At 58.0% G+C, this 19522-nt stretch carries 22 protein-coding genes; 15 read left to right on the forward strand and 7 right to left on the reverse strand.

What is annotated here, in order from left to right; genetic code table 11:
- Nucleotides 1–106 precede the first annotated feature (106 nt).
- Both trpA and trpB read right to left on the reverse strand, forming a co-directional pair.
- Entirely contained in the window at nt 107–916 is an 810-nt protein-coding gene (gene trpA, locus CHB79_RS11450; RefSeq protein WP_089360012.1) for a tryptophan synthase subunit alpha, read from the reverse strand.
- Complete coding sequence (trpB, locus tag CHB79_RS11455; protein WP_089360013.1) at nt 916–2136, reverse strand: tryptophan synthase subunit beta; 1221 nt, start codon at nt 2134–2136, stop codon at nt 916–918. The genes trpA and trpB overlap by 1 nt, the downstream gene beginning before the upstream one ends.
- 148 nt (nt 2137–2284) lie before the next feature.
- Here trpB and CHB79_RS11460 point away from each other — a divergent pair, with 148 nt between their 5' ends.
- The 5 genes from CHB79_RS11460 (at nt 2285) to CHB79_RS11480 (ending at nt 6262) form a co-directional block, all read left to right on the forward strand.
- On the forward strand, nt 2285–3172 hold the full coding sequence (locus CHB79_RS11460; RefSeq protein WP_089360014.1) for a LysR family transcriptional regulator: 888 nt from the start codon (nt 2285–2287) through the stop codon (nt 3170–3172).
- A gap of 126 nt (nt 3173–3298) precedes the next feature.
- Nucleotides 3299–3511, forward strand: coding sequence for a dodecin (locus tag CHB79_RS11465; protein ID WP_010488136.1), 213 nt, complete (start codon nt 3299–3301; stop codon nt 3509–3511).
- A gap of 157 nt (nt 3512–3668) precedes the next feature.
- Nucleotides 3669–4601: an autotransporter domain-containing protein gene (locus tag CHB79_RS11470; protein ID WP_089360015.1), complete on the forward strand. Its 933-nt coding sequence runs from the start codon at nt 3669–3671 to the stop codon at nt 4599–4601.
- A 145-nt stretch (nt 4602–4746) separates the two neighbouring features.
- Nucleotides 4747–5742 (forward strand): LLM class flavin-dependent oxidoreductase, encoded by a 996-nt coding sequence (locus CHB79_RS11475; RefSeq protein WP_089360016.1) that lies wholly within the window; start codon nt 4747–4749, stop codon nt 5740–5742.
- Nucleotides 5743–5836: 94 nt separating this feature from the next.
- Complete coding sequence (locus tag CHB79_RS11480) at nt 5837–6262, forward strand: OsmC family protein (RefSeq protein ID WP_089360017.1); 426 nt, start codon at nt 5837–5839, stop codon at nt 6260–6262.
- 25 nt (nt 6263–6287) lie between these two features.
- Here the strand turns inward: CHB79_RS11480 and CHB79_RS11485 are convergent, their stop codons facing one another.
- Together CHB79_RS11485 and CHB79_RS11490 are read right to left on the reverse strand one after the other, a co-directional pair.
- On the reverse strand, nt 6288–6707 hold the full coding sequence (locus CHB79_RS11485) for a PA0061/PA0062 family lipoprotein (protein ID WP_089360345.1): 420 nt from the start codon (nt 6705–6707) through the stop codon (nt 6288–6290).
- Between the two features lie 51 nt (nt 6708–6758).
- The gene (locus CHB79_RS11490; protein ID WP_010488128.1) at nt 6759–7175 is read right to left on the reverse strand and encodes a PA0061/PA0062 family lipoprotein; all 417 of its coding nucleotides are present in this window, start codon (nt 7173–7175) and stop codon (nt 6759–6761) included.
- Nucleotides 7176–7287: 112 nt separating this feature from the next.
- Here CHB79_RS11490 and CHB79_RS11495 point away from each other — a divergent pair, with 112 nt between their 5' ends.
- Together CHB79_RS11495 and CHB79_RS11500 are read left to right on the forward strand one after the other, a co-directional pair.
- Nucleotides 7288–8361, forward strand: coding sequence for an aminopeptidase (locus CHB79_RS11495; RefSeq protein ID WP_089360018.1), 1074 nt, complete (start codon nt 7288–7290; stop codon nt 8359–8361).
- 74 nt (nt 8362–8435) lie between these two features.
- On the forward strand, nt 8436–8696 hold the full coding sequence (locus CHB79_RS11500) for a DUF1161 domain-containing protein (protein ID WP_245851456.1): 261 nt from the start codon (nt 8436–8438) through the stop codon (nt 8694–8696).
- An 18-nt stretch (nt 8697–8714) separates the two neighbouring features.
- Here the strand turns inward: CHB79_RS11500 and CHB79_RS11505 are convergent, their stop codons facing one another.
- Entirely contained in the window at nt 8715–9362 is a 648-nt protein-coding gene (locus tag CHB79_RS11505; protein WP_089360019.1) for an HAD family hydrolase, read from the reverse strand.
- 228 nt (nt 9363–9590) lie between these two features.
- Here CHB79_RS11505 and CHB79_RS11510 point away from each other — a divergent pair, with 228 nt between their 5' ends.
- Complete coding sequence (locus CHB79_RS11510; RefSeq protein WP_089360020.1) at nt 9591–10904, forward strand: sulfite oxidase; 1314 nt, start codon at nt 9591–9593, stop codon at nt 10902–10904.
- 8 nt (nt 10905–10912) lie between these two features.
- Nucleotides 10913–11305 carry a hypothetical protein gene (locus CHB79_RS11515; RefSeq protein WP_089360021.1) on the forward strand — a complete coding sequence of 131 codons (393 nt, stop codon included), beginning with the start codon at nt 10913–10915 and terminating at the stop codon, nt 11303–11305.
- Between the two features lie 116 nt (nt 11306–11421).
- Here CHB79_RS11515 and CHB79_RS11520 read toward each other — a convergent pair whose 3' ends face one another.
- Nucleotides 11422–11964, reverse strand: coding sequence for a gamma carbonic anhydrase family protein (locus CHB79_RS11520; protein ID WP_010488117.1), 543 nt, complete (start codon nt 11962–11964; stop codon nt 11422–11424).
- Between the two features lie 382 nt (nt 11965–12346).
- Here CHB79_RS11520 and prlC point away from each other — a divergent pair, with 382 nt between their 5' ends.
- The 3 genes from prlC to CHB79_RS11535 are packed head-to-tail and all read left to right on the forward strand — an operon-like array spanning nt 12347 to nt 15444.
- Nucleotides 12347–14395 (forward strand): oligopeptidase A, encoded by a 2049-nt coding sequence (gene prlC, locus CHB79_RS11525; RefSeq protein ID WP_089360022.1) that lies wholly within the window; start codon nt 12347–12349, stop codon nt 14393–14395.
- Nucleotides 14392–14667 carry a YheV family putative zinc ribbon protein gene (locus CHB79_RS11530; protein WP_089360023.1) on the forward strand — a complete coding sequence of 92 codons (276 nt, stop codon included), beginning with the start codon at nt 14392–14394 and terminating at the stop codon, nt 14665–14667. Before prlC ends, CHB79_RS11530 begins: the two co-directional genes overlap by 4 nt.
- Nucleotides 14668–14670: 3 nt before the next feature.
- The gene (locus tag CHB79_RS11535; protein WP_089360024.1) at nt 14671–15444 is read left to right on the forward strand and encodes a DUF1835 domain-containing protein; all 774 of its coding nucleotides are present in this window, start codon (nt 14671–14673) and stop codon (nt 15442–15444) included.
- Here the strand turns inward: CHB79_RS11535 and CHB79_RS11540 are convergent.
- Nucleotides 15441–16229, reverse strand: a complete 789-nt coding sequence (locus tag CHB79_RS11540; protein WP_089360025.1) for an AraC family transcriptional regulator — start codon at nt 16227–16229, stop codon at nt 15441–15443. The genes CHB79_RS11535 and CHB79_RS11540 overlap by 4 nt on opposite strands.
- Nucleotides 16230–16311: 82 nt before the next feature.
- On the opposite strand from CHB79_RS11540, the gene CHB79_RS11545 reads away from it, so the two are divergent.
- The 3 genes from CHB79_RS11545 (at nt 16312) to CHB79_RS11555 (ending at nt 19500) form a co-directional block, all read left to right on the forward strand.
- Nucleotides 16312–17316: a bile acid:sodium symporter family protein gene (locus CHB79_RS11545; RefSeq protein WP_089360026.1), complete on the forward strand. Its 1005-nt coding sequence runs from the start codon at nt 16312–16314 to the stop codon at nt 17314–17316.
- 128 nt (nt 17317–17444) lie between these two features.
- Nucleotides 17445–18503 (forward strand): PA0069 family radical SAM protein, encoded by a 1059-nt coding sequence (locus CHB79_RS11550; protein WP_010488107.1) that lies wholly within the window; start codon nt 17445–17447, stop codon nt 18501–18503.
- A gap of 88 nt (nt 18504–18591) precedes the next feature.
- Entirely contained in the window at nt 18592–19500 is a 909-nt protein-coding gene (locus tag CHB79_RS11555) for an AraC family transcriptional regulator (protein WP_089360027.1), read from the forward strand.
- The last annotated feature ends 22 nt before the right edge of the window (nt 19501–19522 follow it).

The following is a 19522-nucleotide window of genomic DNA, read 5'->3' on the forward strand; positions in this document are numbered from 1 at the left end:
TGAAAAGCAGTAGCGGGCAGAAAATGCGACAACGCGAAGCTTGTCCACCTTGGCTCAAACCCAAACCCCGGGCTTGAGCCAATCGTCTGCCCCAATTGCAACAGCGTTACTGGCGGGCGCCGCGCACACCTTCAGCCAGTTGGCTGCACAAATCGAGCACGCCTTTGATGGCCGCATCGCTGCTGTCGGCTTTTTCGATTTGATCGATCAGTGCCGAGCCCACCACCACACCCTCGGCCAAACGGGCGATGGTTGCGGCGTGTTCAGGGGTGCGGATACCAAAACCGATGCTGACTGGCAGGTCGGTATGGCGACGCAGGCGTGCAACCGCTTGCTCGACATGCTCAAGCGTAGCGGAACCCGCACCGGTCACGCCCGCAACCGAGACGTAGTAAACAAAACCCGAGCTGCCATTGAGCACTTTCGGCAGACGCTTGTCGTCCGTGGTCGGAGTGGTCAGGCGGATGAAGTCGAGCCCCGCTGCTTGCGCCGGATCGCAGAGGTCGACGTTATGCTCTGGCGGCAGATCGACCACGATCAAGCCATCAACCCCAGATTCCTTGGCCTCGGCGATAAAGCGCTCAACCCCATATTTGTGGATCGGGTTGAAGTAACCCATCAACACCAGCGGCGTGCCTTGGTCATCCTGGCGAAACTCACGCACCATCTTCAGGGTCTTGGCCAGGTCCTGCTTGGCGGCCAAGGCACGAATATTGGCCAGCTGAATCGCCGGGCCATCAGCCATCGGGTCGGTAAAGGGCATGCCCAGTTCGATCACATCGGCGCCCGCCTTCGGCAAACCCTTGAGGATCGCCAGTGAAGCGTCATAGCCAGGGTCGCCGGCGGTAACGAAGGTCACCAGCGCTGCGCGGTTTTGTTGCTTGAGTTCGGCAAAGCGAGCTTGCAGGCGGCTCATCAGTTGTTCTCCTGCTGGTTTACGGCATCAGCCATGTGATGCATAACGGTTTGCATGTCTTTATCACCACGGCCGGACAGGTTGATGACCATCAGGTGATCGCTTGGCAGGCTTGGTGCCCGCTTGAATACTTCAGCCAGTGCATGGGCGCTTTCCAGTGCAGGGATGATGCCTTCAAGGCGACAGCATTTGTGGAAGGCATCGAGCGCTTCGTTGTCGGTAACCGAGGTGTATTGCACGCGGCCAATCTCGTGCAACCAGGCGTGCTCGGGGCCGATGCCCGGATAATCAAGGCCGGCGGAGATCGAATGCGCATCGATAATCTGGCCGTCGTCATCTTGCAGCAAGAAGGTGCGATTGCCGTGCAGCACGCCGGGAACACCGCCGTTCAGGCTGGCGGCGTGCTTGCCAGTCTCGATACCGTGACCGGCCGCTTCCACACCGATGATTTCAACAGACTGGTCATCAAGAAACGGGTGGAACAGACCCATGGCATTCGAGCCACCGCCGATACAGGCAACCAGGCTGTCCGGCAGGCGACCTTCTTGGGCCTGCATTTGCTCGCGGGTCTCTTTGCCGATGACCGCCTGGAAGTCACGCACCATGGCTGGATAAGGGTGCGGCCCGGCAACGGTACCGATCAGGTAGAAAGTGCTGTCGACGTTGGTCACCCAGTCGCGCAGCGCCTCGTTCATCGCGTCCTTGAGCGTGCCAGTGCCGGCAACCACCGGAATCACCTTGGCGCCGAGCAGCTTCATGCGAAAGACGTTGGCCTGCTGGCGATCAATGTCGGTGGTGCCCATGTAGATCACGCATTCAAGGCCGAAACGCGCCGCGACCGTGGCAGTGGCCACCCCGTGCATGCCCGCGCCAGTCTCGGCGATGATGCGTTTTTTACCCATGCGGCGTGCCAGCAGGATCTGGCCGATGCAATTGTTAATCTTGTGCGCGCCAGTGTGGTTGAGCTCTTCACGCTTGAAATAAATCTTCGCCCCGCCGCAATGTTCGGTCAGGCGCTCGGCGAAATAAAGCGGGCTTGGGCGGCCAACATAATCACGCTGGAAGTAAGCCAGTTCCTTGGCAAATTCAGGGTCTTGTTTGGCTTTTTCATATTCATCAGCCAGATCGTGGATCAACGGCATCAAGGTTTCTGCGACGTACTGACCACCGAACGCGCCAAACAGGCCGTTGGTATCAGGACCATTGCGAAATGAAGTCATGGTTTTCTCCTCAATCTAATCTAAACGGCTGGGCCACAAGCTTGGACGGGCAAATGCCCTATCCACTCGGACAATGGACACAGGATAAGGCTGTGTGCCTCAGGAAAAAAGCGATAAGATTGCGACAACCTGTCAGGAAAACTCACACATGAACCAAGAGCTTCCGCCCTTAAATGCATTGCGTGCATTCGAAGCGGCTGCCCGCCTCAACAGCGTTAGTGCTGCAGCGGATGAGCTTAACGTAACCCATGGAGCCGTGAGCCGACAGATCAAGGTGCTCGAGGCTCACCTTGGCCTGACGCTGTTCAGTAAAGACGGTCGCGGCCTTAAACTCACAGATTCAGGCCTGCGTTTACGTGATAGCAGCTCAGAGGTGTTCGAACGGTTGCGGCAAACCTGTGCAGAGCTCAAGCAAGGTCAGGCTGAGTCGCCCTTTGTCCTGGCCTGCCCCGGCAGCTTACTGGCCCGCTGGTTTATCCCCCGGCTCGACCGACTCAACCGCGAACTGCCCGATTTGCGCTTGCAGCTGTCCGCCAGCGAAGGCGAGCTGGACCCGCGCGGAGCCGGTGTCGACGCCACCTTATGGTTTGCCGAGCCGCCCTGGCCTGCGGATATGCGTGTATTCGAGCTGGCAGTTGAGCGTATCGGCCCAGTGGTCAGCCCGCGCTACAACCACTTCGATGCGTTGGCACAAGGCTCTGCCGAAGGCCTGCTAAACGAACCATTGCTGCACACCACCTCGCGCCCGCAAGCCTGGCCAAGCTGGGCACAGAGTAATGCCATCGCTCCGGCCAAGTTGCGCCTGGGCCAGGGCTTCGAGCATTTGTACTACCTACTGGAAGCTGCTGCCGCCGGGCTTGGTGTGGCCATCGCCCCGCAACAACTGGTTGCCGATGATTTGGCGGGCGGGCGCCTGCTGGCACCCTGGGGCTTTGTCGAAACCTCGGCGCGACTGGCGTTATGGGTGCCGAAACGCCAGCTGGACAAGCGTGCAGAGCGCTTGGCGCAATGGCTGGAGCACGAATTATCGCGCTGAATGCTTGATCCTTGCCTAGGCTTAAAGTGAACGTTGCACGGATGGTGGCATCAGTATTGATAAGTGCCTGATCTAAATCAGCGCTACAGGCCACTATCCAAAAGTGATTTCACTGAGGAGCAGAAGATGTCAGACCACATCTACAAGAAAGTCGAAGTCGTTGGCTCGTCCAAAACCAGCATCGACGATGCAATCAATAACGCCATTGCCGAATGCGCCAAGTCGATTCGTAATCTCGATTGGTTTGAAGTGACAGAGACCCGCGGACACATCGAAAATGGCAAGGTTTGTCACTATCAAGTCACCCTCAAAGTGGGCTTTCGCCTAAGCAGCAGTTAAACCAGCCTAAAGGTGCGGGCGGGCCTCGTCTGCCCGGCCCTTAGGGCTAAATGCCTCTAGCACGGTACTTAGCAACGCGCTTGATTGCGCCTGATTAGTCAACGGTCCTCGGATTTGCGTCTAGAATTCAGGCAAACTGATTACTGACGGCGCAATCATGGCCACACTCGCTGCCCGCTTTACACTTCTTGTCGTTATTGCTGCCCCCACAGCCCATGCCGAACTGATGCTCGACCGGGATGATGTGGAGGATCGGGTTAACGGCGTGCTGTCATTGATGTCCTACTCAATGACCCTTGATTTGGCTTCGAGCTCGCTGCAAATCAAGGATGGCAGCAGTGGCAACCCAAGCATCAAGATGACCCAGCTTGGCGGCGGCGCGACCATGAGCAAGTCATTCCCACTGTATCTCGAAGGTGCTGCAGCCTACAGCCGCTACGACCCGCGCTTCGTGGCCACGGACGGTGCCGAGCAACGCTCCATCCCGGTCAAGTGGAACTCTGTCTCGGCAACCGGCGGTGTCGGCTGGGATTTTCCCATCAGCGATGAAGTGGTGGTACGCCCAATCGCCAGCGTTGGCCTGGGCTACATGACCAGCGACCTCAATGCGGCGCGGATATTCATCAACCGCAAGACCAATAAGCAAATCAAGTTTCTCGATGACGGTCAGATGAGTGCCTTGGGCCTGGGCGGCGCCATGATGCTCGACTGGGAACGTGTCCGCCCCGATTACGAAGCCGACATCGAACTGCGCTACACCTATATGAACTTGCAGCAGATCGGCGGGGATGAAGCCATTAACGGCGAGGTTACCGCCGAAACAGCCAACCTTTGGTCACGCTGGCGAGCCCCCACGGGCTGGGTGGTGATGCAACGGCCGCTGCGTTATGTCCTGGAGTTCTCTCACTCTGAATATCTAGGCGACCAACGTGGCGCCCTGGGTTTTGACCGCTTGTCCACATTTGGCCTGGGCGTCGAGTTCGACTCCAGCGCTTACGACATATTCATCAGCCGCACCCGCCTGGTATTACGACAAATGGTCGGAGACAACGTATCGGGCTTGTCACTAGGCCTGGCGGTGAGTTTTTAGCCCCGGACCGTAGGCGCAAATTCAGCCAATTCGACTTCAGGGCTTGGAATCGACTGATTAATCCCCACTATTAAACTCAAGTATTGGCGCATTCATTAAGGCTTAAGACTGCGTCGCACATTTGAGCATTTAATAGGCCAAGCAGATGAGCGCTTTAGCAAAGACCAAGATTTCTATCCTCGACCTAGCCCCAATCCGCGATGACGGCGACGCCAAGCAGGCCCTGGGCAACTCACTGGCGTTGGCACAGCATGCCGAGCAATTAGGCTTTAACCGCTTCTGGGTGGCAGAACACCACAACATGGATGGCATCGCCAGTTCGGCCACCTCGGTTCTACTCGGTTATCTGGCGGCCAATACCCAAAGCATTCGCCTGGGCTCTGGCGGGGTGATGCTGCCCAACCATGCTCCGCTGGTCATTGCCGAACAGTTCGGCACACTGGCAACGCTCTATCCTGGGCGGATTGACCTGGGATTGGGCCGTGCGCCCGGTGCCGACCAATACACCGCACATGCCCTGCGTCGCGACCGCAGCGGTAGCGCCGATGACTTCCCCAGGGATGTAGAAGAACTACAGCGCTACCTGGGCCCACGCACACCCAATCAACGGGTTGTGGCCATGCCCGGCAGCGATACCAACGTGCCAATCTGGTTGCTCGGCTCAAGCCTGTTCAGCGCGCAGTTAGCGGGTCAGAAAGGCCTGCCCTATGCATTCGCCTCGCACTTTGCCCCGCGCATGATGCATGAGGCAATTCGGATCTACCGCGATCACTTCACGCCCTCCGATGTACTCGACAAACCTTATGTCATGCTCGGCGTCCCCCTGGTGGCGGCGGACACCGACGAACAAGCCGAATACCTGGCAACCTCGGCCTATCAGCGGATACTTTCGTTGATTCGCGGCCAGAGCCTGGTCCAGCGCCCTCCTGTCGCCAGCATGGACGGCCTGTGGCTGCCCCATGAACGCAATGCCGTGGGCGAGTTCTTTGGCTTGGCCATGATCGGCGGTCCGGAAAAAATCCGCGCTAAGCTTGAGGTATTGCTCGAACAAACCGGCGCAGATGAGTTGATATTCACCAGCGACCTGTACGATTTCAATGACCGCAAGCGCTCCTTCGAGATTCTCGCGGGCCTGCGCTGATTGGTTCTTGATCGACTGTAAAACCTGGCTGCCAACGAACTTGTTGGCAGCACCGGACTCTCAACTAAGTACCCTACAAAGCAGGAGATCTTTGATGAAGAAGACCGCATCAGCCCATTGGCAGGGCAGTATCAAACAGGGCAAAGGCACCATCTCGACCGAGAGCGGCGTGCTGTCAAAATCACCTTACGGCTTCAATACCCGCTTTGAAAACGAGCCGGGAACCAACCCCGAAGAATTGATTGGCGCCGCGCATGCAGGCTGCTTCTCAATGGCGCTGTCGCTGCAACTGGGCGAAGCTGGGATGACCGCCGAGAGCATCGACACAAAGGCGGAAGTTACCCTGGATAAAGACGGCGATGGCTTCTCGATCACTGCCGTACACCTGACCTTGCACGCAAAAGTTCCTGGCGCCGATCGTGCCGCCTTCGAAAAAGCGGTACAGAACGCCAAGACCGGCTGCCCGGTTTCAAAAGTGCTGAATGCGACCATCACCCTTGAAGCCACGCTCGAAACCTGATTCACCCGCTGGCAAAGGCTAGCGCCTAGAATGTACCGCAGCGCATGACATCTGCTTTGGCAACGACATTGCGCTGCTCATCATAGAGCCAGCCTTGCGCTTCACGCATCAAGGGGCGAGCCTGTATCTGATAGCGCTTGCCCGCTTCAAAATTGTCATAGCGGTAGCGCAACTCGCAGGTCATCTGCACCGGCTCAGACATTCCTCCCAGGCTGCCACCGCCAGGCACCTCAAACTGGAACCTTGCTTCAAGGTCATGGGCGCCGGGTGACACCTGGAAGTAACGCCCGTCATCAAGGCGCTTTCCATCGAGTTTGTTGGCCATCAGCAGATAACCGGCGCTGGCGTAGAGGTCAACCCAGGCCTGATCGGGTGACGGTTGAGGCAGCTCGGATGCGCAGGCGGTAAGTGCCAGCGCACAGGCAGTGAGTGCTATTCGGTGCATGACAACCTCGTCAATGCCTAGAGAAGATAATTCAGCATAGCGCTGTTTCACTCATATTTGCCCACAACTGCCTTCGCGTGCCGTGGCCAGGAGCCGGTCATTTGTATCAAAGAGTTTGGCCCAGGGCCGAAAGCCCACGGAGCCAGCCTCCAGTCGATAGGTTTGTCCAGCGGCGAAGTCATTGTATTTGACCAGCATCTCGCAGGTGCGCGCCAAAGGCGCTTCATCGCCGCCCATGTTGGTCGCGTCCACCTCGAAGCGTATATGTGCATGCAACTCATGGATGCCGGGGCTGACTTGAAAGAAACGGTCGTCTTCCAACGCTTTGCTGTCGACCTCGCTGGCCAGCAGTTCGGTATCGTCGTCGGTTCGCAGGTCCACCCAGGCCATGTTTGGGTCATGGCTCGGCATAAGCAACGAACAACCACTGATAAGTGCCAAACTGGTGACAGCCAAAAATGCGCGCATGCAAGGGCTCCGACTTTAATTAGCAAACGCTGGCTAGCGCCGCTTTGTTTGAACGAAAAAGCCACTACCAAGGGGCTGGCGGATAAGCGGGCGGATGCAGTAGTGTCCTGTCATGCCGCCTACTTATCGCTCTCTACTCGACCGCATCCAGCTGAGCTGGGTTCCATTGCTGCTCATCGCCCTGCTGAGCGGTTGTTCAAGCCTTGATTACTACAGCCAACTACTTGATGGGCAGGTTGATCTATTACAGCGCCGCCAGACTATTTCGCAGCTGCTCAGCAACCCTCAGACCGATGCACAATTGCGCAGACGCCTGGCGCTGTCGCAACAGGCGCGCAGCTTTGCCAGCCAGCACCTGGCCCTGCCCGATAACCAGAGCTACCGGGTCTACGCGGATGTGCAGCGGCCATTTGTGCTCTGGAATGTGTTTGCCACCCCTGAGTTCTCGCTAAAACCCGAACTGCACTGCTTCCCCATCGCCGGTTGCGTGGCCTATCTCGGCTATTACCAGCTGGGACGTGCGCGCGGCGCGGCAGCCCTGCTCAAGCAGCAAGGGCTGGATGTCTACATGGGTGGTGTCGAGGCCTATTCGACCCTGGGCTGGTTTGATGACCCACTGCTCAACACCATGTTGCGCTGGAGTGACGAGCGCTTGGTCTCGGTGATTTTCCATGAGCTGGCCCATCAACAGTTTTACGTTGCGGGCGATACCGAGTTCAACGAATCCTTCGCCACCTTTGTCGAGCAACAGGGGCTGCGCCAGTGGCGAGCCGAACGAGGCCAGTCCGCTGCAGACCCGTCAGCCGACCAGCAACGCGAGCAGTTCACCCAGCTTGTGCTAAAAACGCGTGCGCGCCTGGAAACGCTGTACGCCAGCGGTCAATCCGCCGAGCAGATGCGCCAGGGCAAGCAAGCTGAATTTGATCGCTTGCGCGCCGAGTACCACGACCTGCGCCAGCGCAGCTGGGGCGGGGTCGGTCGTTATGATGGCTGGATCAACTCACCGATCAATAACGCCAAGCTGCTGCCCTTTGGCCTTTATGATCAATGGGTGCCTGCATTCGCCAAGCTGTTTGCCGAGGCCAACGGCGACTGGCCAGTGTTCTACCAAAAGGTCGCGAAACTGGGTGGATTACCGGCAGATCAGCGCAAGGCAGCGCTTGAACAAAGGCTAATGGCAAATTAGCAGCATGACTGGCGAACTAGTTGCCATTGCTTGCGTCTAAATTAAACCCAATTGCTCACCAAGGGCGGAGCCTCATGTTTAGCACAATCAAACTCCACACATTCGTGGCATTTATTGCTCTCGGCGCTGGGTTACTGGGCAGTGCGGGCGCGCAGGCGGCGGTCAAACCTTGCGAAGAGCTCAAGCAAGAGATCGAGGTCAAGATCCAGGCATCAGGCGTGCAGAGCTACACCCTGGAAATCGTCCCCAACGCTGAGGTTGAAGACGAAAACATGGTGGTAGGCAGTTGCGATGGCGGCACCAAGAAGATCATCTACCAGCGTAACGACAGCTAAACCCGCACTCGCTTTGACTCAGCCCGCAAAGGCCTGATGCAGTTCACCTAGCGTCTGGAAGTGATAGCGCGGTTGCTCGCCCCTGAGTTCAGCGAAGCTACCAAACCCATAACCCACTGCGGCGGCGTCCAAGCCATTTTCGCGGGCGCCTATCAGGTCGTGCTTGCGGTCACCAATCATCAGGCAATCGCCTGGCGCCAAGCCTTCGCGCTCCAGCAGATGGGCAATCAGCTCGACCTTGTTGGTCCGCGTACCGTCCAACTCACTGCCGTAGATCACCTTGAACTGCTCGGAAAAACCGAAGTGCTGGGCGATCCTGGCAGCAAATACCTGTGGCTTGCTGGTCGCCACATACAGGCTGCGCTGCTGGCTATTGAGTAGGGCCAGCAACTGTGGAATGCCCGAGAACATCCGGTTCTCATACAAGCCGACATCGGCAAAGCGCTCGCGATAAAAATTCACCGCCTGCCAGGCCGTCTCCTGATCCAGCGCATAGGTGCTCATAAAGCACTGCAACAGTGGCGGGCCAATAAAATGCTCGAGCGCTTGCAGCTCAGGTTCATCGATACCGAGCTTGCCCAGCGCATATTGCACCGAGCGAGTGATGCCTTCACGCGGGTCGGTGAGCGTGCCGTCGAGGTCGAACAAAATATTCTGATAATGCATCGCAATCGCCCGTCTGGCGCCATGAAAAGAGTGCGCCACCATACAAAAAACAGGCCGCCAAACAAAGCATAGGCACTCCGCTATTTTACCCCCACGCCCATCTGGACCGACCACCGACCCCAAACTGGTCGTTGTGCATGGCGCCACGGCCAACTAGGGTCGAAGCACAACAATGGCGCCCGGCTTGATTGCGTGGCGCCGCCAACAACAGGCAAGGAGAGGCCAAGTATGTCTAAAGATCAACCTGGCATTCACGAGCTCTATGCAAAAGATCCGGTCGAAGCCGAAAAACTGCTCTGGGACCGCGAGGCCGAACCAAGCCGTCGTGGCTTTCTTAAACGCAGCAGCCTGCTGGCAATGGCTTCTGCCCTGGGCGCCAGCATTCCATACGCCCGGTTCATGCCGCTGGGACTTATTCCTGCCGGGCTTGCCCATGCCGATGAGCCCTTCAGCATTGAAGGCAAGGACGGCCTCAAGGTACTCAACGACAGGCCCTTGAACGCTGAAACCCCTGCTCATTTGCTCGACGATGAAGTCACGCCTGCGCGCCATATGTTTGTGCGCAACAACGGCATTCCCCCAGCACTCGAAACCCTGGATGCGGCCAACTGGAAACTGGAAATCGCAGGCGAGTCGTGTGTCACGCCTATGACCTTCACCGTTGCCGAACTGAAATCGCGCTTCAAACACCATACCTATCAACTGGTGGTCGAATGCGGCGGCAATGGCCGCAGTGAATTCGTCCCGGCGGCAAGTGGCAACCAATGGTCGGTGGGCGCCGTCGCCTGCCCAACCTTCACCGGGGTGCGCCTGCGCGATGTGCTCGAAGCCTGCGGAATCAAGAAAGATGCCGTTTACATCGGCTATTACGGCGCAGATGCGCACCCAAGTGGCGACCCAAGCAAGCATGCGATCTCACGTGGCGTCCCCATGGCCAAGGCGCTGGAAGACCAGACGCTGATTGCCTGGGCCATGAATGACCAGCCAATTCCTTACCTCAATGGCCGGCCACTGCGCCTGGTTTGCGGCGGTTGGCCAGCCTCGACATCTGGCAAATGGCTGAGCAAGATCGTGGTGCGCAACAAGGTCCATGACGGCAACAAGATGGCGGCCCCGTCCTACAGCGTGCCCAAGTACCCGGTCGCGCCGGGTAGCGAGGTTCCCGTCGAAGACATGCAGATTATTGAATCAATGCCGGTAAAGTCACTGATCACCTTCCCCAAATCCGGTGTCAGCCTGCCACTTGCGCAAAGCGTGCAGGTGCGTGGTCATGCCTGGGCGGGCGATCTTGAGGTCAGCGAAGTGCATGTTTCAACCGACTTCGGCGTCACCTGGCAACCGGCCAAGCTCAAGGCGCCGGTTAATCGCCTGGCATGGCAGCACTGGAGTGCAGAGCTGAATTTTAGCGAGAAGGGCTATTACGAGGTCTGGGCGCGCGCGGTCGATAATCAGGGTCGCTCACAGCCCATGTTGGTGCCGGGCTGGAATCCCAAGGGCTACCTGAACAACGCCTGCCATCGCATTGCTATTCAGATAGTCTAGGAGGACCCATGGCCCATTCAACTGCCCTGAGTCTGTTGCTGCTTGGCCTTTTCTCCATCTCGGTCCAGGCCGCTGAAACCGCTGCGCAGACCGACCACGCCAGCGGCTTCATCATCGCGCCCGGCTGGGAAACCGTACGCAATAACTGCATGGCCTGTCACTCGGCCAAACTGGTTACGCAAAACAGCGGCAGCCGCGAACATTGGCTTTCATTGATCCGCTGGATGCAGGACAAGCAAGGTTTATGGCCCTTTGATGCAAAAACCGAAGACACCATACTCACCTACCTGAGCAGCAACTACGGCGCCAAAGTTGAAACCCGGCGCCCGGCCTTACTGGCCGAACAATTACCGGAAAACCCGCTCCGCAAACCCAAGCAGTCACCGTCCAAAGCAGATTGACGGCTTAGGGAGCCACTGAAAAAGGTCGCGAACAAAGATAGGACAAGGCACAACGACCAACGGGAGTAACAGCCGAAGGCTGGCCCGTAGGCCGAGCACCAGCGAGTAGAGCCTCGTTAGTGTCCGTAGCCCTCCATCAGATGCTGATCCTTGAGATTCACGTAGTTTTTCGAGCTGTAGCAGAAGTAACTGCGTTCCTTGTCACTCAAGGGACGCACCTGCCTGGCCGGGCTGCCGACATAGAGAAAACCGCTTTCCAGGCGCTTGCCAGGCGGCACCAGGCTACCAGCGCCCAGCACCACTTCATCCTCGATCACGGCGCCGTCCATGACAATGCTGCCCATGCCGACCAACACCCGGCTACCAATGCTGCAACCATGCAGGGTGACCTTGTGCGCGATGGTCACATCGTCGCCAATATTCAGTGGATAACCGGCAGGGTTGAAGGGGCCGGCGTGAGTGATATGCAAAACGCAGCCATCCTGGATACTGGTGCGCTGGCCGATACGGATGCTGTGCATGTCGGCGCGAATCACGGTCAGCGGCCAAACCGAGCTGTCGTCGCCAATCTCGACGTCACCCAGCACCACTGCAGAGCTGTCGACAAATGCGCGCTCGCCCAATTGCGGAGTAAATTGCTGGTAAGTTCGAATCGACACGATAGATTCCTTTTGGCTGCTAATAATCACGATTCTAAATAGGATACCGAGGAAACGCTGAAAAAATACTGCGCTCGGCACTACTGCGTTGAAAAGCTGCTCACAGCCTTCAGGCTGAACGGACTTTAGTTGGACAGCCCTTGCTGCAGCCCCGAAAGGGTGGCAACGCGAATCAAATGCTCATTTAGAATACTAAACTGTGTTTTTTCACATTTTCTACTCGCTGGTGCTCGGCCTACGGGCCTGCCTTCGGCTGTTACTTCCTTGGGTCGCTACTTTTTTCAGACGCTCCCTAAGCCTATGGGTTGTTAATTGGCCTGAGTGACCCAATAACTGAACCAAGAGTTTTTTATTTTTGCCTTCAAATGACAGGTGCCTGCCCGTGACCGATAGCAATCCGCTGCTCCAGAACTTCGACTTGCCGCCCTACTCCAGCATTCGCCCCGAGCATGTTGAGCCAGCGGTAGACACCATTCTTGCTGAGAACCGTGCGGCTATCACCGAATTGCTCGAGCAACATGCTGACGCACCGAGCTGGGCCGCTCTGGTGCTGGCGCTTGACGAGCTCAACGGACGCCTGGAACGGGCCTGGGGCCCGGTGAGTCACCTCAACGCCGTGCGCAACAACGCTGAATTGCGTCAGGCGTACGAAGCCTGCTTGCCGAAACTGTCCGAGTATTTCACCGAAATCGGCCAGAATCGGCGCTTATTCGAAGCCTACAAGGCACTGTCGAGCAGCCCTGAGTCAACGGGCTACGATGTTGCGCAGCAAACGATCCTGCAGCACACCCTGCGAGATTTCCGCTTGTCCGGTATCGATCTGCCAGAAGCCGAACAGCAGCGCTATGGCGCGATTCAAATGCGCCTCTCAGAGCTGGCCAGCCACTTTTCCAACCAACTGCTGGACGCCACCCAGGCGTGGAGCAAGCACGTCACTGACGAAGCGCAGTTGCAGGGCATTACCGATTCAGCCAAGCAGCAAATGGCCGAAGCAGCCAAGGCCAAGGGACTTGAAGGCTGGTTGATCACCCTGGAGTTCCCCAGCTACTACGCGGTGATCACCTATGCCGACAACCGCGCGCTGCGTGAAGAAATCTATGCCGCCTACTGCACCCGCGCCTCGGATCAAGGCCCGAATGCCGGGCAAAATGACAATACCCCGGTGATGCAGGAAATCCTCGACCTGCGCCAGGAACTGGCAACGCTGCTTGGTTTCGCCAACTATTCGGAGCTGAGCCTGTCGAGCAAGATGGCGGAGGATAACGCGCAAGTGCTGAGCTTCCTGCGTGACCTGGCCGTGCGCAGCAAGCCCTTTGCCGAACAAGACCTCAAGGAACTGCAAGCCTTTGCCCGCGAGCAAGGCTGCGCTGACTTGCAAAGCTGGGACGCCGCTTACTACGGCGAGAAGCTTCGCGAGCAGCGCTACAGTATTTCGCAGGAAATCCTGCGCCCGTATTTTCCGATCGACAAAGTACTGACCGGCCTGTTCGCCATTGTCGAAAAACTCTATGGGATTCAAATCCGGGAACTCAGCGACTTCGATACCTGGCACCCGGATGTGCGCCTGTTTGAAATCAGCGAAAACGGCGAGCATGTCGGCCGTTTCTTCTTCGACCTCTATGCCCGGGCCAACAAGCGTGGCGGCGCATGGATGGACGGTGCCCGTGACAAGCGTCGCAACGCAGCAGGCGAACTGATCAGCCCGGTGGCCAACCTGGTGTGCAACTTCACCCCGGCGGTTGGCGACAAACCTGCCTTGCTGACCCATGATGAAGTCACCACCCTGTTCCACGAATTTGGCCATGGCTTGCATCACCTGCTGACCCAGGTCGAGCACGCTGGGGCCTCGGGCATCAATGGCGTGGCCTGGGATGCGGTGGAGCTGCCGAGCCAATTCATGGAAAACTGGTGCTGGGAACCCGAAGGCCTCGCGTTGATTTCAGGCCACTACCAAAGCGGCGAAGCGCTGCCGCAAGACCTGCTGGACAAGATGCTTGCCGCGAAGAACTTCCAGTCGGGACTGATGATGGTTCGCCAGTTGGAGTTCTCCCTGTTCGACTTCGAACTGCACGCCACCCATGGTGACGGACGCAGCGTGCTGGAAGTGCTCGAAAGCATCCGCGCCGAAGTCTCGGTGATGCGTCCTCCGCAGTACAACCGCTTCCCGAACGGCTTCGCGCACATCTTTGCCGGTGGCTATGCCGCGGGTTACTACAGCTACAAGTGGGCGGAAGTACTGTCTGCCGATGCCTTCTCCAAGTTTGAAGAAGAAGGGGTGTTCAACAGCGAAACCGGCCGCGCCTTTCGCCAAGCCATTCTGGCACGCGGTGGATCGCAGGAGCCGATGGTACTCTTTGTTGATTTCCGTGGCCGCGAGCCGAGCATCGATGCGCTGTTGCGCCACCTGGGCTTGAGTCAGGAGGCCGCATGATAGACAGCAACACCCCAAAGAAACGCTTTATCGCCGGTGCCGTATGCCCGGCGTGCAGCGCGACCGACACTGTAAAAATGTGGGACGAAGACGGCGTTCCACACCGTGAATGCGTGGCCTGCGGCTTTAGCGACTTGCTAAACGCCCAAGGCCAGTCGGTGCCTCGAGAGCTAGGCACGCGGGTTAACAAAGTCGAGGTCAAACCGGCTGAGACAAAAGTGCAAACCGTGCAGTTTTTTCCCAATCCCAAACTGAAAAAATCCGAGAAATAGCCCATGTGGCACCTGGTATGCGGTGACAACGCCGTGGCAGGCGTGACTCACTGCATAGGTGCCGAGACAGCTAGACAGTCGCTGCGGGTGATGCGCGATGATCTGGCTGTCGGCCCTTTGGCTGATATCGACACCCCGCCCTGCCAGATGCGCAGCGACTTCTGGCAACAGCTATGGCCCGCCTCGGTGCAGCCGCAACCTGATTTCGGCTCCGGCCTGAGCGCCGACGCGCTATGGCTCAAAGACCTGGCGCACCAGCCGCAGGCGGTGACGGTCTGGGACGGTGACAGCGCATCGGAACAACTGCTGCTGGCCCGGGTGGCAGCCGCACTCGAAAACTCCAGGGTGAAATTATGGCGAGTGGCTTGTGGCACCGGCGACAGCCGTGTAGCCAGTCGCAAAGCCGTGGCCATGCATGCACCCGATACACTCGCGGCCCTGCATCAACCCAAGCTGCTCAGCGTCACACAGCGCCATCAACTAGCCGCGCAATGGCACGCTGCCGTGGCTGAAAATGCAGATATCCGCCGCTGGCATGACGGCGCATTCCACGGTCAAAGCCATAAGCATATTCACCAGCGCCTGCTGCACTTTTGCACAGACCAATGGCAACCACTTGGCCACGTCATGACCAGTGTCATGGCGGAGTGCGACGGCTTTTTCGCCACCGACTTTTACCTCTGGTGGTGCGCCCGTGAGCTGGCCGCCAGCGCGCAACTGGTGTTTTCAGCCCCAGTGGACACCCACTATGCCGAACAAAGGGTGAAACGCGGCTAACGGAAAAACTCTCCCGGAGTGGCACCAAAGTGCAGCCTGAATGCGGCAATAAACGCGGAAACCGAATCATAGCCGCAGGCCAGGGCGACATCGGTGACGCGCTCCCCCTGCTCCAGCGGCGCCAATGCGCCAAGCAGGCGCAAGCGTTGGCGCCAGGCGCGAAAAGTCAGCCCGGTATCCTGCAAAAACAAGCGACTCAAGGTGCGTTCCGAAAGGTTAAGTTGCGCGCTCCACTGTGCCAGCGTGGCATGCTGTTCGGGATTCTCCTGCAGGCTCATGCACAACGCTTGCAGACGCACGTCATGGGGCATTGGCAGCACCAGGTCGACCTCTGCCGCAACCCGTAACTGATCGAGCAGCACGCTGGCCAAGCGCCCGTCGGAACCTGCTTCGTCGTATTCGACCGGCACATCACTGAAACTATTGATCAACTCGCGCAGCAATGGGCTGACTGCAAGCACGCGGCAGCTTTGCGGAGCCCAGGCTACTGCCGAACACTCGATATACAGGCTGCGCATTTCCGTATGCGACGAACTGGAAACCTGATGCTCCAACCCCGCTGGCAGCCAGACAGCACGCTGTGGTGGCGCGACATAGCGGGCGTTGTCCGTTTGCACCTCGAGCACCCCGGCAATGGCGTAGGACAGCTGCACCCAGGGATGACTGTGGCGATAGGTCAAGGCCCGGTTCGGCAGCGACTCGACCCGGCCATAAAGCGGGCGCGGCAAGGCCGGAAGCTCGGGCAGTGAGCGATGGATGATCGTCCCTTGTCTGTTTGGCGACATTCGCTGGCTCTTTGGCGTTAGTCGGAAAGCTGCGAACAGGGTAGTGTTTGCCTCAACCTGTCTGCAAGTACGAGATTCGAACATGTCACTCAAGCGCTTCATGCCCGATAATTTCACCTGCGCCTTGATCGCTGTCGTCGCAATCGCCAGCCTGTTGCCCGCAAGCGGTCAGACGGCGGTTGCCTTCGGCTGGATTACCAACTTGGCCATTGCCCTGTTGTTTTTCCTGCATGGCGCCAAGCTGTCTCGCCAGGCGATCCTGGCCGGAGCCAGCCATTGGCGCCTGCATCTGCTGGTGTTCGCCTGCACCTTTATCATGTTCCCGTTGCTGGGCCTGGCGCTCAAACCCGTGCTCTCGCCCCTGGTCGGCAACGAGTTGTACCTGGGCATGCTTTATCTCTGTGCGCTACCGGCAACGGTGCAATCGGCCATTGCCTTTACTTCGCTGGCACGCGGCAATATTCCCGCCGCCATTTGCAGCGCCGCGGCATCAAGCCTGTTTGGCATCTTTCTCACCCCGTTGCTGGTCGCATTGCTGATGAACGTTCATGGTGATGGCGGCTCGACAGTTGATGCCATCGGCAAGATCACCTTGCAGTTGTTGGTGCCATTCGTGGCCGGCCAGGTAGCCAGACGCTGGATAGGTGACTGGGTGGGGCGCAATAAAAGCTGGCTCAAGTTTGTCGATCAAGGCTCTATTCTGCTGGTGGTCTATACCGCATTCGGGGCGGCGGTCATCGAGGGCTTGTGGCATCAGGTGCCGCTGGTCGAGCTCGCCTGGCTGGTATTTGCCTGCTGCGTACTGCTCACATTTTCGCTGCTCGGCACGCACTTGCTGGGCAAATGGTTTGGCTTCAACCAGGAAGACCGCATCACCATTGTGTTCTGCGGCTCGAAGAAAAGCCTGGCCACCGGCGTGCCAATGGCCCAGGTGTTGTTTGCCGGCAGCACCATTGGCTTGTTGATCCTGCCACTGATGATTTTCCACCAGATCCAGCTCATGGTCTGTGCCGTGCTCGCGCAACGCTATGCGCGGCGCCCGGAGGAAGTCGAAAGCCTGGACACAGAGCCACCTTTGGTGCGCTAGCCATATGCCCTGGCCCGAGGAACCGCTGATCAGCGCCGCATAAAGAGGCTTGGCTTGACTGCACTTTTAACTGTATAAATATACAGCTATCGGTGTAGTCAGCCCACTCTTGTGCATGGAACCTTGCGATGTCAGCCTCTCTACCTCCGCGCGGTCGTGGTACGGCCAGCAACCCGTTCAACCGTTTTGCACCAACGCAAGTCATCGCGACTGACGACGGCTGGTTCCAGGAAGTGCCGCCCAGCGCTGCAACCGAAGTGCGCCTGGAAACCGCCAAGAGCATCATCACCCGCAACCAGTCGCCGGACCTGCCTTTTGATCGCTCAATCAATCCCTATCGCGGCTGTGAGCACGGCTGTATTTATTGCTACGCCAGGCCCAGCCACGCCTATTGGGATATGTCGCCGGGCATCGATTTTGAAACCAAGCTCATCGCCAAGACCAATGCCGTGGCATTGCTTGAACAACAGCTGAGCAAGCCTGGGTATCGCTGTGCGCCAATCAACCTTGGCGCCAATACCGACCCCTACCAGCCGATCGAGCGCCAGCATATGCTCACGCGCAAAACCCTCGAAGTGCTGCTGCGCTATCGCCACCCGGTGACCATAGTCACCAAGGGCTCGATGATCCTGCGCGACCTGGACATTCTCACTGAGTTGGCCAAGCAACGTCTGGTCGCCGTAATGATCAGCCTGACCACCCTGGATAACCAGTTGAAGTGCATCATGGAACCCCGTGCGGCCTCCCCTGCGGCGCGCTTGCGGGCCATAGGCGTGTTGCGTGAGCAGGGTATCAAGGTCGGGGTGTTGTGCTCGCCGATGATCCCGATGATCAATGACATGGAGTTGGAAAGCCTGCTCGAGAAAGCCAAGCAAGCGGGCGCGCAAAGCGCATCCTATATGTTCGTGCGCTTGCCGCGCGAAGTCGCCCCGCTGTTTGAAGAATGGCTGCACGCACATTACCCGCAGCGCGCTGAGCACGTATTGAGCCTGATCCGGCAAAGCCGCGACGGAGAGCTGTACGACAGCCGCTTTGGCCACCGCTTCCGTGGCGAAGGTGCTTTTGCCGAGCTGATCGCCAAGCGCTTTGCCTTGGCCATAAAGCGCTTTGGCTTGAACCAGCGAGGCGATTTCAAGCTGGATTGTTCTCAGTTTTGCCCCCCCGGCGGGCAATTGGCACTGCTGTAAAACTGCGCGGGGTAAACGCGGTCACACAGACTGTGCTACAAAAAAGACCTACAACCCGCCAGGCCAGCGTTGGATAACCCAAGCAACCATGACTCGCATTGCCCGTGTTACAGACCCTTCCTATGAGCTGATGGACGACCATGGCGGTCATTCGCTGATCTACCGACAGCATGGTTTTCCAAGCCCGTTGGTGCGCTGGCACTTCCATAAGGAGTTCGAACTGCACCTGATTACCGCCAGCTCCGGCAAAGTGTTCATTGGCGACTACATCGGTAACTTTGGCCCCAATAGTTTGTTCCTGACCGGCCCGAACCTGCCGCACAACTGGATCAGCCAGCTCGACGAAACCGAGCAGGAGGTACGGGACCGCGACATGCTGGTCAACTTCACCCATGAGGTGCTTGGCAGCGGAACCAGCGTGTTTTCCGAGCTGAAAACCCTGATGCCATTATTGGCGCGGGCTGAATATGGCATTGAGTTCCATCATCCGAAGGTGATTGCTCAAGCCAGGCAACTGATGGGCTGCATTGCCCAATCACAAGGCATCAAGCGGCTCGGGCACTTTTTGATTTTGCTTGAGCTGCTGGCCGAGACCGAGGATTACCAGTTGTTATCCGGGGTTACTGCCTCGCAACTGGCGGATGAGAGCCATGTCGACAGGATCAGCCTTGCCGTGGATTACATCTTTGGCCATTACGCACAGGAAATAAGCCTGGACGATGTGGCGACCTCCCTCGGCATGACCCCAACCTACTTCTCGCGCTTTTTCAAACAGGCCACAGGCCGTGGCTTCGTTGAGTTCGTTAATCGTCTGCGGGTAAGTAAGTCGTGCGAACTGCTCAGCCGCAGTGACAAGCCCATCACCGACGTGTGCTTCGAATCGGGCTTTAGCAACATCTCCAACTTTAACCGCCGCTTCCAGCAGCTCAAGGGCATGACACCTTCGCGTTACAGAAAGCTGGTTGTGCATCGTCTTTCTGAACAAAACCTGTACTGATTTATACCCCGCAAAAACAGCA

Origin of the sequence: Pseudomonas segetis, assembly GCF_900188155.1 — a bacterium.
GTDB lineage: Bacteria > Pseudomonadota > Gammaproteobacteria > Pseudomonadales > Pseudomonadaceae > Aquipseudomonas > Aquipseudomonas segetis.